The following is a 13940-nucleotide window of genomic DNA, read 5'->3' as shown; positions in this document are numbered from 1 at the left end:
CGGTGAGCGCTCAAATCGCCTTCGGGTGAAAAAGAAAACCCCACGTTGAGAAAACGTGGGGTTGGTCAGCAGTCTGAACCGGCCCGAAGGCCGGTTTTGCGTTTCTGTCGCGGTGCGGCAGATCAGTTGCGGTTGCCGCCGAAAATGCCGAGCAGCGCCAGCAGGTTCGTGAACACGTTGTACAGGTCGAGATAGATCGCGAGCGTCGCGCTGATGTAGTTCGTCTCGCCGCCGTTCACGACGCGCTGCACGTCGAAGAGCATATACGCCGAGAAGATCACGATGGCGAGCACGGAGATCGTCATCATCAGCGCCGGCAACTGCAGGAAAATGTTCGCGAACGCGGCGAGCAGGATCACGAGCACGCCCATGAACAGCCACTTGCCGAGGCCGGAGAAATCCCGCTTGCTGACGGTGGCGATGGTCGCCATCGCGGCGAAGATCACGCCCGTGCCGCCGAACGCCATCATGATCAGCTGCGGCCCGTTCGAGAACCCGAGGATGAAGCTCAGCAGGCGCGAGAGCATCAGACCCATGAAGAACGTGAAGCCGAGCAGGACCACCACGCCCATGCCGCTGTCTTTCGTCTTTTCGATCGCGAACATGAAGCCGAACGCGATAGCGAGGAACGCGATGAAGCTCATCGCCGGGCTGGTGGCGGCGAACAGCGAGAAGCCCGTTGCGACACCGACCCACGCGCCGAGCACCGTCGGCACCATCGAAAGCGCGAGCAGCCAGTAAGTATTACGCAGCACGCGGTTGCGCACCTCGACCGAGGTGACGCTGCCATTACGGCCAAAGCCATAGGGTGATTCGTTCATGGTTTCTCCTTGCTCCAATTGTCGTTCGGTCTTCCCGCGACTTCCGTCATACACGAATGATAAGTTCTCGGACTTAAACCAGCATTAGGGCCGTTTTCGCCGCACCGCGCGCTTCCCGGTTGCAATGCGGCGCTCTGCTCCAATATGGCCCCGGCGCGCCCCGAATTCAATAGCTCGAAAGGCTGATTCGGACGCCCCGACGTTTAAGGTCTTGCCGGTTTGATTCTTACGGCACCGTAAGGTTTCAATCGCAATGATACCTTGCTTCGTGCTACAATTGTCGATTCGTTTTAATCCGTAAACCATTCATTTTCTGGAGTTTTTCATGGCGATCGAACGCACCCTGTCGATTATTAAGCCGGACGCAGTGGCAAAGAACGTTATCGGCCAGATCTACAGCCGTTTCGAGAACGCAGGCCTGAAGATCATCGCGTCGCGCATGGTTCACCTGTCGCGCGCCGACGCGGAGAAGTTCTACGCCGTGCACGCTGCGCGTCCGTTCTTCAAGGATCTCGTGGAATTCATGGTTTCGGGCCCGGTCATGATCCAGGTGCTGGAAGGCGAGAACGCCATCGTCAAGAACCGCGACCTGATGGGCGCGACCGATCCGAAGAAGGCGGACAAGGGCACGATCCGTGCCGACTTCGCCGACAGCATCGACGCGAACGCGGTGCACGGTTCGGACGCTGCGGAAACGGCAGCCCAGGAAGTGGCATTCTTCTTCCCGCAAGTGAACGTTTACTCGCGTTAATTTTCGCGTTGTCGCCGTGCTGGCCATGCGGCCAGCCCGGCATCGCGCCTCGACGCACAAGAAGTCGTAAGAAAGCAGGAATTGGCGCGAACGGTCCCGGAGCACTTCCATTCCGGGCTTCGCAATCAGAAATGGCAGAACTCGACATGACGAGCAGCACCACCGTCAACCTTCTCGATCTCGACGCCGCCGGGCTGACCGCGTATTGCGCGAGCCTGGGCGAGAAGCCGTTTCGCGCCAAGCAATTGCAGCGCTGGATCCATCAATACGGTGCCGACGATTTCGACGGCATGACGGATCTCGCGAAATCGCTGCGCGAAAAACTCAAGGGCCGCGCCAATATGGCGATGCCCGGCATTATCAGCGACCACGTTTCCACCGACGGCACCCGCAAGTGGCTGATTGACGTCGGCAACGGCAACGCGGTCGAAACCGTGTTCATTCCCGAAGAAACGCGCGGCACGCTGTGCGTGTCGTCGCAGGCGGGCTGCGCGGTGAATTGCCGGTTCTGTTCCACCGGCAAGCAAGGCTTTTCCCGCAACCTCACGACGGGCGAGATCATCGGCCAGTTGCGCATGGCGGAGTTCGCGCTGCGCCGCTCGCTGGGGCGCGAGGTCGGCGGGCCGGGCAAGGGCGAGCGCGTCGTTACCAACGTCGTCATGATGGGCATGGGCGAACCAATGCTCAACTACGACGCCGTCGTGCCGGCCATGCGCCTGATGCTCGACGATAACGCCTACGGCCTGTCGCGCCGGCGCGTGACGCTGTCCACGTCCGGCGTCGTGCCGATGATGGACCGTCTCGCCGCGGACCTGCCGGTGGCGCTCGCGGTGTCGCTGCATGCGCCGAACGACCCGCTGCGCGACATGCTGGTTCCGCTCAACAAGAAGTACCCGCTGCGCGAGCTGATGGCCGCGTGCCAGCGGTATCTGAAAGTCGCGCCGCGCGACTTCATCACGTTCGAATATTGCATGCTCGATGGCGTGAACGACAGCGAAGCGCATGCGCGCGAGTTGCTCGCCGTCACGCGCGACGTGCCGTGCAAGTTCAACCTCATTCCGTTCAACCCGTTCCCCGAATCGGGGCTGACGCGTTCGAAAAACGAGCAGATCAAGCGCTTCGCGCAGGTGTTGATCGACGCGGGCGTCGTGACCACCGTGCGCAAGACGCGCGGCGACGACATCGACGCCGCCTGCGGCCAGCTCGCGGGAGCAGTGCAGGATCGCACGCGTCTTGCGGAGCGCACGGGCCGCGCCGGAAGCAAGACGATCGAGGTGCGGGCGGTCTGACGGGGCGTTCGAATCAAAAAAGCCGCGGAGCCCGGCGCGGCACGCCGGGACGCGGCACGAAAAGCCGAACATTTTGTTATAAAGCGGTCTGCAATGGCGCCGGAGTTGTATCGTGCACGGGGTTTTGGAACCGAACGAAGCAACAGCGTTATAGCGATAGAGAAGAATCGATGCGAGGAATTTGGCATGAGTGAGCCGCAGCACCCGACGCCTTTTGGTAGTCATACCGGCAACCGGGCCGGCGGTCAGCACGACGGCGAGGCCGGTGCGCAAGGGGCGGCATTCGGCGCGAGTCAGGCGGGGCCCCTGGACTCGGTGCAGGCGGTCGGCGCGCGTCTCGCGCAACTCCGTCAGGCGAAGGCATGGTCGATCGACGATGTGTCGGCGCGGCTCAAGGTGTCGCCGTCGAAACTGCTCGCGCTCGAATCGGGCGATATCAGCCAGATGCCCGACCGCACGTTTGCCGCGGGCATCGTGCGTAGCTACGCGAAGATTCTGGGCGCCGATCCGGCGCCGTTCACGCAGGCGTTCCGGCGCGACGACGGCGCGATCGAGCACAATCTGAAGGTGCCGGTATCGTCGGGCGCGGGTTTGCCGCGCGGGCGCGTGTCGGTGCCGCTCGGCAATTCGTCGGGCCGCCGCAAGTCGTGGCTGTGGGGTGTGCTCGCGATCATCGTCGTACTGGCGGCGCTCGTGATGTGGCATACCGGCGGCGATTCGAGCAACTGGCTCGCGCGCCTGAAAGCGACGACGGGCGTCGGTCTGTCGTCGACGCCGGGTTCGAACGAGCCGGCCGCTCCGTCATCCACGCCCACGCCGGACGAGGCCGCCGCAGCCAACACGGGCGAGGCCTCGCTGCCCGAAGTCGCGGCAGCGCCCGGCGAGCAGCCGATGCCGCGTCCGCTCGGCACGAACGCACTCCCGGCTTCGTCGTCCACGCTTTCGGCGGTGCAGGGTGCAAGCCAGGGTGCAAGCGCGCCCGGCGCGGCGGCGCCCGCATCGGCGGCGAAATCGGCGAAGGCGGCATCGGCGGCGACCGCGGTGCCGGCTGCTGCGGCGTCTGCGCCATCGGTCGCGGGCAGCGGCTCGGGCGCCATCGAACTGAAGGTCAAGGAAGATAGCTGGTTCAGCGTGCGCGGCAAGGACGGCAAGGAACTGTATTCGGGTCTCGTTCGCGCCGGCAGCACGCAGCGCGTGGAAGGCGAGGCGCCGTTCAAGGTGACCGTCGGCAACGTGAAGGGTGTCGAGTCGTTGTCGGTCGACGACGAACCGGTCGATGCCAAGCGCTATTCCTCCGCTCGCGGAAACGTCGCGCGCCTCTCGCTGCCCTAAGGCGCGAGGTGGCCCGATCGAGACGATCGATACGCGCGACGGACAAGTCAGGGGCGTCACGGTGCAAGCCGCGACGCCCGTTTGAGGTTTCACTCACGCAACGCGGCGCCTGATCGGCGCGCAGATTGCCAAAGGGTTTTTCGATGCAATCCGAAGCTCAATCCCTGATCAGCAGCAAGATTTGTTCGACCGAGCCGGTCTTCGGCGGGCCGCTGGCGCGCCGCGCATCGCATGCGGTCGACGTGCGCTGGGGCGGCCAGCTCGTCACGATCGGCGGCAACGCGCCGGTGCGCGTCCAGTCGATGACCAACACCGACACCGCCGACGCCATCGGCACCGCGATCCAGATCAAGGAACTGGCGCAGGCGGGCTCGGAACTCGTGCGCATCACGGTGAACACGCCGGAAGCGGCGGCCGAAGTGCCGCATATTCGCGATCAGCTCGATCGCATGGGCGTGTCCGTACCGCTCGTCGGCGATTTCCATTACAACGGCCATCTGCTGCTGCGCGACTATCCCGCGTGCGCGGAGGCGCTGTCGAAGTACCGCATCAATCCGGGCAATGTCGGCCAGGGCGCGAAGCGCGACACGCAGTTCGCGCAGATGATCGAAGCCGCCGTCAAGTACGACAAGCCGGTGCGCATCGGCGTGAACTGGGGCAGCCTCGATCAGGACCTGCTCGCGCGCATGATGGACGAAAACGCCGCGCGCTCGACGCCGTGGGAACTGCAAAGTGTGATGTACGAAGCGCTGATCCAGTCGGCGATCGGCTCGGCGGAGCGCGCGGTTGAACTGGGTCTCGGCCGCGACAAGATAATCCTGTCGTGCAAGGTGAGCGGCGTGCAGGATCTGATCGCCGTGTACCGCGAGCTCGCGAAACGCTGCAGCTTCGCGCTGCACCTCGGGCTCACCGAAGCGGGCATGGGCTCGAAGGGCATCGTCGCATCGACGGCGGCGCTTTCGGTGCTGCTGCAGGAAGGCATCGGCGATACGATCCGCATTTCGCTGACGCCCGAGCCGGGCGGCGCGCGCACGGGCGAAGTCGTCGTCGGCCAGGAAATTTTGCAGACGATGGGCCTGCGCTCGTTCACGCCGATGGTCATCGCGTGTCCCGGCTGCGGCCGCACGACGAGCACGCTGTTCCAGGAGCTCGCGTCGCAAATCCAGACGTATCTGCGCAGCTCCATGCCCGAATGGCGCGACAAATACGCCGGCGTCGAGAAGATGCACGTCGCGGTGATGGGCTGCATCGTCAACGGGCCGGGCGAATCGAAGCACGCGAACATCGGCATCAGCCTGCCGGGTTCGGGCGAGAATCCGGCGGCGCCCGTATTCATCGACGGCGTGAAGGTGAAGACGCTGCGTGGCGAGAACATCGCCGGCGAATTCCAGCAGATCGTCAGCGATTACGTCGAGCGCACCTACGGCAAGCGTGAAGAGACTTCCACCGCAACACTCTGAAGACAGATGACTGAACAGAAGAAACGGCTCGACAAACTGAGCGGCGTGAAGGGCATGAACGACATCCTCCCGCAGGATGCCGCGTTGTGGGAGTTCTTCGAATCGACCGTCAAGTCGATGCTGCGCGCATACGGCTATCAGAACATCCGCACGCCGATCATCGAGCATACGCAGTTGTTCACGCGCGGTATCGGCGAAGTGACCGATATCGTCGAAAAAGAGATGTACAGCTTCACCGACGCGCTGAACGGCGAGCATCTCACGATGCGCCCCGAAAACACGGCGGCGGTGGTGCGCGCGACCATCGAACATAATTTGCTGTACGACGGCCCGAAGCGTCTCTGGTACATCGGCCCGATGTTCCGTCACGAGCGTCCGCAGCGCGGGCGTTATCGCCAGTTCCATCAGGTCGGCGTGGAAGCGCTCGGTTTCGCGGGTCCGGACACGGACGCCGAAATCATCATGATGTGCCAGCGTCTGTGGGACGATCTCGGACTCACCGGCATTCGCCTCGAACTGAATTCGCTCGGTCAGGCGGAGGAGCGCGCGGCGCATCGTAAGGAGCTGATCGCGTATCTGGAGAAGCACGTCGATTCGCTCGATGAAGAAGCGAAGCGCCGCCTCTATACGAATCCGCTGCGCGTGCTCGACACGAAGAATCCGGCGATGCAGGAGATCGCGCAAAACGCGCCGAAGCTCGTCGATTTTCTGGGCGAGACGTCGCGCAAGCACTTCGAGGGCGTGCAGCGTCTGCTCAAGGCGAACAACATTCCGTTCACGATCAACCCGCGTCTCGTGCGCGGCCTCGACTACTACAACCTCACCGTCTTCGAGTGGATCACCGACAAGCTCGGCGCACAGGGCACGGTCGCGGGCGGCGGACGCTACGATCCGCTGATCGAGCAGCTCGGCGGCAAGCCCACCGCGGCGTGCGGCTGGGCGATGGGCGTCGAGCGGATCCTCGAACTGCTGAAGGAAGAGCAGCTCGCGCCGGAAGCCGAAGGCACGGACGTCTACGTCGTGCATCAGGGCGAGAAGGCGGCCGAGCAGGCGTTCATCGTTGCGGAGCGTCTGCGCGATACGGGCCTCGACGTCATTCTGCATTGCAGCCCGGACGGTGCGTCCGCGAGCTTCAAGTCGCAGATGAAAAAGGCCGACGCGAGCGGCGCGGCTTTCGCGGTCGTGCTCGGCGAGGACGAACTCGCACAGGGCACGATCGGCGTCAAGCCGCTGCGCCGTGCGGGCGGCGAAACGTCCGAAGGTCAAAAGAACGAGCAGGTGAACGTTCCGGCGGAAGACTTGACCGAATACCTAATCAATGCGATGGTTGCAACCGCCGAAGACGAGGGCGACTGATATTCAGGCGCAATGCCGCGCGAGAACGCGCCCGATCACCACGATCCGGACTGGCGCGCGGCGCTTGTCGAGGGAATTGAAACGCAGTAAGGACTAGCTGGACGATGAGCTATCACGACGAACAAGAATCACTCGAAAGCGTAAAGGCCTGGTGGGCCAAATGGGGTAACGCCACGACCTGGATCGTGCTCGTGGCGCTCGTCATCGGGGCCGGCTACAACGGATGGAACTTCTGGCAGCGTCGTCAGGCGGCCGAAGCGTCGGTGCTGTACGACCATTTGCAGCAGGCGGCGAACAGCAACGATCAGGCGCTCGTCGCGCGGGTCGCGGCGGACATGGAAGACAAGTTCGGCGGCACCGCTTACGCGCAGATGACGGCGCTCGCAGCCGCGAAATCGCTGTACGGCGCGGGCAACACGGCGGGCGCGAAGGCGCAGCTTCAATGGGCGATCGACCACGCGAAGGACGACGAGTACAAGCAGATCGCGAAGCTGCGTCTCGCGCTCGTTCTGCTCGACGAGAAGAACTATGACGCGGGCCTGAAACTGCTTGCGGATCAACCGCTCGACGCATTCAAGGGCGTGATCGCGGACCGCCGCGGCGATCTGCTCGCGGCGCAAGGCAAGCGCGACGACGCGCGTACGGCGTACAAGGTTGCGCTCGACGCGCTGCCCGCGAACGATACCTCCGCGCGTCAACTGGTCCAGTTCAAGCTCGATGCGCTCGGCGGCTGATCCGCGCCGTTTTCGTATCGACCCGAATCGACCCGATAGGCTCCCGCTGGCTCGCCCCGCCGCCATGAAGCGACGCGGCGGTCAGCGCCGACCCACCCAATTCACTATTTCATATTGCGTCCACCGATGATTTTTTTGAAACGCTACGCCGTACCGCTCGCTTGCGCGATGACCGTCTTGTTGGCCGCTTGTTCGTCGACCAAGGATGAACGCCGCGTGCCGGTGCCGCTCGCGGACTTCAAGCCGGTGCTGAACGTCAACCAGGCGTGGAAGGCGAGCGTCGGCAAGGCGGGCCGCTATCTGTTCTCGCCGGTCGCTGTGGACGACTTCGTGTTTGCCGCGGGCACCAACGGCACGGTGGCCAAGATCGACGCGAAGACCGGACAGGATGTCTGGCGCACGAAGCTCAAGGACGATCTGTCCGCGGGCGTCGGCAGCGACGGCAATCTCACGGCGGTGGGCGGGCTGAAAGGCCAGGTGGATGTGCTCGGCGCCGATGGCAAACTGCTGTGGACCGCCACGGCGCCCGGCGAGATCGTTTCGCCGCCGCTCGTCGGCAACGATCTCGTGATCGTGCGCACGATCGACGGCAAGGTGATCGCATTCAACGCGCAAACGGGCGAGCAGAGGTGGGTGTTCCAGTTGCGCGCCGTGCCGCTGAATCTGCGCGTCGCGGCGGGCATGACCTTCGCGGGCGATCAGGCCGTGCTCGCGGGTTTCCCTGGCGGCACGTTCGCGGCGATCAACCTGCAGACCGGCGACGCCTACTGGCAGGCGCCCGTGTCGTATCCCAAGGGCGTGACCGAAGTGGAGCGCATCAATGACGTGACCGGCGCGCCGGGGCTCGTCGGCGCGCAGACGTGTGCGGTGACGTTCCAGGGCCGCATCGGCTGCTTCGATGCGAACTCGGGCCGCCCGGTGTGGGAAAAGAACTTCTCGAGCGACAGCGGCCTCGCGCAGTCCGAACAGTTGGTCGCGGCGGGCGACGACTGGTCGGTCGTCAACGCGTTCCGCGCGTCGGACGGCTCGCAAATCTGGAAGACCGACACGCTCAAGAACCGCAATGTCAGCGTGCCGTATATTCTCGGTCGCGCGGTCGTGGTGGGCGATTACAAGGGCTTCGTGCACTTCCTGAACACGGAGAACGGCGAGATGATCGGCCGCACACCGACCGATGGCAGCGCGATCACCGCGGCGCCCGTGATGGCGGGCAACACGCTCGTCGTGCAGACGCATGACGGCGATCTGTACGGCTTCCGTCCGAGCAACTGAGGGCAGCAGCGAGCGCGCCGTCGAACCGGCGGCGCGGCAGGCTCGCCACGACGAGCCGCACGAGAAAGAAGCGGTGCGCCGCGTGCGCATCGCGATAAAACCTGCACGCAAGAGCAGGGTCGCAAGACTGAAGCACCTCGCACGAAGCCGACGTGCGAAGTGCAAAACGCGCCTCCACAGAGGCAACCGGCACGACCGCCGAAGGGCGAGTCCCGACGCGCCTCGCGTTCGGCAAGCCGAATCCATGCTAATTTTGACAAGCGCAGCCATTGCGCGGCGTAGCGGAACGCAACGAGATGTTTCTACCGCCCGTTCCGCGTTCGCCTGGCGTTCAACCTTGAACAACATCAGATGAAACCCGTGATTGCCCTCGTCGGGCGCCCCAATGTGGGGAAATCGACCCTTTTCAACCGGCTTACCCGCTCGCGCGACGCGCTCGTCGCGGACCTGCCGGGCCTGACCCGCGACCGACATTACGGCGAAGGCCGCGTGGGCGGCGAACGTCCGTACCTCGTGGTGGACACGGGCGGCTTCGAGCCCGTCGCGAAGGACGGCATTCTGCACGAGATGGCGCGCCAGACGCGTCAGGCGGTGGAGGAGGCCGATATCGTCGTGTTCATCGTCGATGGGCGCAACGGGCTCGCGCCGCAGGACAAGGCCATCGCGGACTATCTGCGCAAGACCGGCCGTCCGCTCTTTCTCGTCGTGAACAAGGCCGAGGGCATGAAGTACTCGGCGGTCGCGGCGGACTTCTACGAACTCGGTCTCGGCGATCCGCGCGCGATCTCGGCCGCCCACGGCGACGGCGTCGTCGAAATGATCAACGACGCGCTCGACATCGCGTACAAGGATCAGCCGGAAGAGACGGAAGAAGAGAAAGCGAAGCACGGCGTCAAGATCGCGATCGTCGGTCGTCCGAACGTGGGCAAATCGACGCTCGTGAATACGCTGATCGGCGAAGAGCGCGTGATCGCGTTCGACATGCCCGGCACCACGCGCGATTCGATCTATGTTGATTTCGAGCGGCAAGGCCGCAAATACACCTTGATCGACACGGCCGGCCTGCGCCGTCGTGGCAAGGTGTTCGAAGCGATCGAGAAGTTCTCGGTGGTGAAGACGCTGCAGTCGATCGCCGATGCCAACGTGGTCATTCTCCTGCTCGACGCGCAGCAGGACATTTCCGACCAGGACGCGCACATTGCGGGCTTCGTGGTCGAGCAGGGCCGCGCGCTCGTGGTCGGCGTGAACAAGTGGGACGGTCTGGATTCACACGTGCGCGAGCGCACCAAGGCGGATCTGTCGCGCAAGCTCAAGTTCCTGGATTTCGCCAAGTTCCACTATGTTTCGGCGCTGGAGAAGACGGGCATCGGCGCGTTGATGAAATCGGTCGATGACGCGTACGCCGCCGCGATGGCGAAGCTGCCGACGCCCAAGCTCACGCGCGCGCTGATCGAAGCGGTGGAATTCCAGCAGCCGCGCCGTCGCGGCCCGGTTCGGCCGAAGCTGCGCTATGCGCATCAGGGCGGGCAAAATCCGCCAATCATCGTCGTGCACGGCAACGCGCTCGATGCGATCACGGACACGTACAAGCGTTATCTGGAAGGGCGCTTTCGTGAAACTTTTGGTCTCGCCGGCACTCCACTTCGCATAGAGTTTCGGTCGAGCCGAAACCCTTACGCGGACAAGGAATGAGAACCGCGTGAAGCCTTGCGTTACGGCGCTGCTGGCCATTTGGCGGACCCGGCGCCGAAAACGTAAAACAGCGAAAATCAGCTATAGTGTAGCGATTGTCGGCGGATCTCTTTTTCTTCGTCCACAATACTTCCAACCTGCAAAAAAACACGGAGTTTGCTATGAGCAACAAAGGGCAATTGTTACAAGACCCGTTTTTGAACGCACTGCGTAAAGAGCACGTGCCGGTGTCGATCTATTTGGTCAACGGCATCAAGCTTCAAGGGAACATCGAATCTTTCGACCAGTACGTCGTGTTGCTCCGAAATACGGTCACTCAGATGGTCTACAAGCACGCCATTTCGACGGTCGTGCCGGCCCGTCCGGTGAATTTCCACCCGGACGCTGAATCGTCCTAAACCTCGTCGCGACCGGCGCGATTTGCATTCCGAACATCAACATTAAGCAACTCGCCGGTCGCTTCAAAAAATCTGAAAACATCAATTTGATCAACGCCGCGCTCGTCGGCATCGATTTCGGCAAGATCGATTTCGAAGCCAGTCTCGAAGAACTCAGTCTGCTCGCACAAAGTGCGGGCGCCCATCCCGCCGTCACGCTCACCGGCCGCCGTCAGAGTCCCGATGCCAAGATGTTTATCGGCAGCGGCAAGGTCGAGGAATTGCGCCTTCAATGCGAAGCGAGCGACGTCGAACTCGTCATTTTCAATCACGCGCTCGCGCCCGCGCAGCAGCGCAATCTCGAGGTTGCGCTCAACCGCCGCGTGGTGGACCGCACGAGCCTCATTCTCGATATTTTCGCGCAGCGCGCCCGCAGTCACGAAGGCAAGCTGCAGGTCGAACTGGCGCAACTGCAATATCTGTCCACGCGGCTGATTCGCGCGTGGACTCACCTCGAACGGCAGAAGGGCGGGATCGGCTTGCGCGGTCCGGGCGAAACGCAGCTCGAAACCGATCGCCGGCTCATCGGCGAGCGCATCAAGGCGCTCAAGTCGCGGCTTGAAAAACTGCGCCGTCAGCACGGCACGCAGCGGCGCCAGCGCGTGCGCAACCGCACGATGTCGGTGTCGCTCGTGGGCTATACCAACGCGGGCAAATCCACGCTGTTCAACGCGCTCACCAAGGCGCAGGCATATGCGGCCGATCAGCTCTTCGCCACGCTGGACACTACCTCGCGCCGCGTGTTCCTCGGCGAGGAAGCGGGCCATGTCGTCGTGTCGGACACGGTCGGGTTCATCCGCGAACTGCCGCACCAGCTCGTCGCCGCGTTTCGCGCGACGCTGGAGGAAACCATTCACGCGGACGTGCTGCTGCATGTCGTCGATGCGTCGAGCGCGGTGCGCCTCGATCAGATCGATCAGGTGAACGAGGTGTTGCGCGGCATCGGCGCGGACGGCATCCGCCAGATTCTCGTCTTCAACAAGATCGATGCGGTGCCCGAGCTCGCGGCCCGCGGCGAGGCGGTTGAAAGGGACGAGTATGGTAATATTTCGCGCGTTTTCTTGAGTGCACGCACGGGTCAGGGGCTCGATGCGCTGCGCGCTGCCATCGCCGAAATCGCCACGGCGGAAGCCGAAGAAACCGATGCGGGCCTACCCAGCGTGCTCGCCGAATTTCCGGTGCCGCAAGAGGCTTCCGAAGCAACGCAATCCACGCAGGCCGGGTCTAACGACATACACGGCACGAACGCGCAGCCGGAAGACCACCGGCAGGACGCTGAACGTGACGATCACAAGGTTCCTGAGCACGGACACTGATCCGTTTCGGAATCGCATCGGCCCCGCCCGGCCTTGACCCGGCTGTCTAATGGTGAATCACCGAGTGAACGACTACAAAGAGCGGACTATCCGGCAAGCTGAGCATGCCGTCTTTTCGATCAACGATCCGCGCTGGGGGCGGGGCGACGGCAATGGCGTGAAGAACGACACGAAGCGTCCGCAGGACGGCAAGCGCCCGAACGGCAAGGACGAGGGTCCGCCCGATCTCGACGAGATGTGGCGTGAGTTCAATCGCCGCATCGCGGGCGTGTTCGGCAAGAAGCCCGGCAACGGCGCGCCGCGCGAAAATGGCCGCGGCACGAAGATCGGGCTCGGCATAGTCATCGGCGTGCTGATCGCCATCTATCTCGGCAGCGGCGTGTTCGTCGTGCAGGACGGGCATGTCGGCGTCGTCTCGCAATTCGGCAAGTATCGTCAGACGGTCTCGCAGGGCATCCACTGGCGTTTGCCGTATCCGTTCCAGTCGAGCGATATCGTCGATACCTCGCAGATTCGCTCAGTCGAAGTCGGGCGCGGCGCAGCGCTTTCGCAGGGCAACGTGCGCGACGCCTCGCTGCTCACGAACGACGCCGATATCGTCGACGTGCGCTTCGCCGTGCAGTACCAGATCAAGTCGCCCACCGATTTCCTGTACCGCAGCCTCAATGCCGAGGACAGCGTCACGCAGGCCGCGCAGGCGGCGATTCGCGAGATCGCGGGCAGCCTCACCACGGACGACATGCTCTACAAAGACCGCGAAGCGCTGCGTGCGCGCCTGATGGAATCCATCCAGCGTTCGCTCGACACGTACCGCACCGGCCTGCAGGTGACGGGCGTCGCGGTGCAGAGCGTGCAGGTGCCGCAGCAGGTTCAGTCGGCATTCGAAGAAGCGTCGCGCGTGCGTCAGGACAACGAGCGCGCCCGCGATACCGCGCAGGCCTATGCCGATCAACTCTTGCCGCGCGCGAAGGCCGACGCGGCCAAGCTGATCGACGAGGCGCGCGCCTACAGCAATCGCGAAGTCACGCAGGCGCAGGGCGACGCGGAGCGCTTCAAGGAAGTCTACGCGGAGTACTCGAAGGCGCCCGCGGTCATCCGTCAACGCATGTACCTGGACACGATGCAGCAGATCTATTCACGCACCACGAAGGTGTTCGTCGACAGCCGTGCCGGCAATAACGTGGTGTATCTGCCGCTCGACAAGCTCGTCGAAGCCAATCGGCAGCAGGCAGCGTCGTCGTCGGCGAACGCGAGCGGCGCGGCCGCGACGGGTGCAGCGCCCGCGGCGGAAGGGCCGCAGGCCCGCGCACAGGCTGCGGCGAGTGCATCGGCGCCCGCAGCCGCGGTCGCACCCGCCAGCGCGGCAAGCGCCGCCAGCGGTGCGAGCGGCGCCAGCGCGAACGCGGGCAGCGATCCGTTGCGCTCGCGCGATGCGTTCCGCTCGCGCAGCCGCTCCGAAGACCTGCAATAAGGAGCGCGA

Annotated in this window: 12 protein-coding genes; 11 read left to right on the top strand and 1 reads right to left on the bottom strand. The window is 63.8% G+C overall.

From position 1 onward, the window contains the following. Positions 1-122: 122 nt before the first annotated feature. The gene (locus tag AWB70_RS37175; RefSeq protein WP_041730462.1) at positions 123-821 is read right to left on the bottom strand and encodes a Bax inhibitor-1/YccA family protein; all 699 of its coding nucleotides are present in this window, start codon (positions 819-821) and stop codon (positions 123-125) included. 325 nt (positions 822-1146) lie between these two features. On the opposite strand from AWB70_RS37175, the gene ndk reads away from it, so the two are divergent. From ndk to hflK, 11 genes are all read left to right on the top strand, one after another. Beyond that, positions 1147-1572, top strand: a complete 426-nt coding sequence (gene ndk, locus AWB70_RS37170; RefSeq protein WP_014191612.1) for a nucleoside-diphosphate kinase — start codon at positions 1147-1149, stop codon at positions 1570-1572. A gap of 146 nt (positions 1573-1718) precedes the next feature. Beyond that, positions 1719-2861 (top strand): dual-specificity RNA methyltransferase RlmN, encoded by a 1143-nt coding sequence (gene rlmN, locus AWB70_RS37165; protein WP_014191611.1) that lies wholly within the window; start codon positions 1719-1721, stop codon positions 2859-2861. Between the two features lie 186 nt (positions 2862-3047). Next, a complete protein-coding gene (locus AWB70_RS37160) occupies positions 3048-4193 on the top strand; it encodes a helix-turn-helix domain-containing protein (RefSeq protein ID WP_053568329.1) in 1146 nt (381 codons plus the stop codon). A 143-nt stretch (positions 4194-4336) separates the two neighbouring features. Further along, positions 4337-5653, top strand: a complete 1317-nt coding sequence (gene ispG, locus AWB70_RS37155) for a flavodoxin-dependent (E)-4-hydroxy-3-methylbut-2-enyl-diphosphate synthase (protein ID WP_041730460.1) — start codon at positions 4337-4339, stop codon at positions 5651-5653. A gap of 6 nt (positions 5654-5659) precedes the next feature. Beyond that, positions 5660-7009, top strand: a complete 1350-nt coding sequence (gene hisS / locus AWB70_RS37150) for a histidine--tRNA ligase (protein WP_014191608.1) — start codon at positions 5660-5662, stop codon at positions 7007-7009. 104 nt (positions 7010-7113) lie between these two features. Beyond that, entirely contained in the window at positions 7114-7743 is a 630-nt protein-coding gene (locus AWB70_RS37145; RefSeq protein ID WP_053568328.1) for a tetratricopeptide repeat protein, read from the top strand. A 126-nt stretch (positions 7744-7869) separates the two neighbouring features. Beyond that, positions 7870-9015: an outer membrane protein assembly factor BamB gene (gene bamB, locus AWB70_RS37140; protein ID WP_041730457.1), complete on the top strand. Its 1146-nt coding sequence runs from the start codon at positions 7870-7872 to the stop codon at positions 9013-9015. A 351-nt stretch (positions 9016-9366) separates the two neighbouring features. Beyond that, entirely contained in the window at positions 9367-10707 is a 1341-nt protein-coding gene (gene der / locus AWB70_RS37135; protein WP_045450699.1) for a ribosome biogenesis GTPase Der, read from the top strand. Between the two features lie 161 nt (positions 10708-10868). Then, positions 10869-11105, top strand: coding sequence for an RNA chaperone Hfq (gene hfq / locus AWB70_RS37130; RefSeq protein WP_006999489.1), 237 nt, complete (start codon positions 10869-10871; stop codon positions 11103-11105). Positions 11106-11191: 86 nt separating this feature from the next. Further along, the gene (gene hflX, locus AWB70_RS37125; RefSeq protein ID WP_014191603.1) at positions 11192-12460 is read left to right on the top strand and encodes a GTPase HflX; all 1269 of its coding nucleotides are present in this window, start codon (positions 11192-11194) and stop codon (positions 12458-12460) included. A 64-nt stretch (positions 12461-12524) separates the two neighbouring features. Further along, positions 12525-13931, top strand: a complete 1407-nt coding sequence (gene hflK / locus AWB70_RS37120) for an FtsH protease activity modulator HflK (RefSeq protein ID WP_053568335.1) — start codon at positions 12525-12527, stop codon at positions 13929-13931. Positions 13932-13940: the final 9 nt, after the last annotated feature.

The sequence above is a fragment of the Caballeronia cordobensis genome (assembly GCF_001544575.2).
Lineage (GTDB): Bacteria > Pseudomonadota > Gammaproteobacteria > Burkholderiales > Burkholderiaceae > Caballeronia > Caballeronia cordobensis.
Note: the sequence above shows the minus strand (reverse complement) of the source record. Positions and strands in the feature narration are given on the sequence as shown.

Bases quoted from the DNA above. Each gene is read 5' to 3' on its own strand.
- AWB70_RS37160 (WP_053568329.1), top strand. From the start codon at position 3,048: ATGAGTGAGCCGCAGCACCCGACGCCTTTTGGTAGTCATACCGGCAAC.
- hfq (WP_006999489.1), top strand. From the start codon at position 10,869: ATGAGCAACAAAGGGCAATTGTTACAAGACCCGTTTTTGAACGCACTG.
- rlmN (WP_014191611.1), top strand. From the start codon at position 1,719: ATGACGAGCAGCACCACCGTCAACCTTCTCGATCTCGACGCCGCCGGG.
- AWB70_RS37145 (WP_053568328.1), top strand. From the start codon at position 7,114: ATGAGCTATCACGACGAACAAGAATCACTCGAAAGCGTAAAGGCCTGG.
- hisS (WP_014191608.1), top strand. From the start codon at position 5,660: ATGACTGAACAGAAGAAACGGCTCGACAAACTGAGCGGCGTGAAGGGC.
- ispG (WP_041730460.1), top strand. From the start codon at position 4,337: ATGCAATCCGAAGCTCAATCCCTGATCAGCAGCAAGATTTGTTCGACC.
- bamB (WP_041730457.1), top strand. From the start codon at position 7,870: ATGATTTTTTTGAAACGCTACGCCGTACCGCTCGCTTGCGCGATGACC.
- ndk (WP_014191612.1), top strand. From the start codon at position 1,147: ATGGCGATCGAACGCACCCTGTCGATTATTAAGCCGGACGCAGTGGCA.
- der (WP_045450699.1), top strand. From the start codon at position 9,367: ATGAAACCCGTGATTGCCCTCGTCGGGCGCCCCAATGTGGGGAAATCG.
- AWB70_RS37175 (WP_041730462.1), bottom strand. From the start codon at position 821: ATGAACGAATCACCCTATGGCTTTGGCCGTAATGGCAGCGTCACCTCG.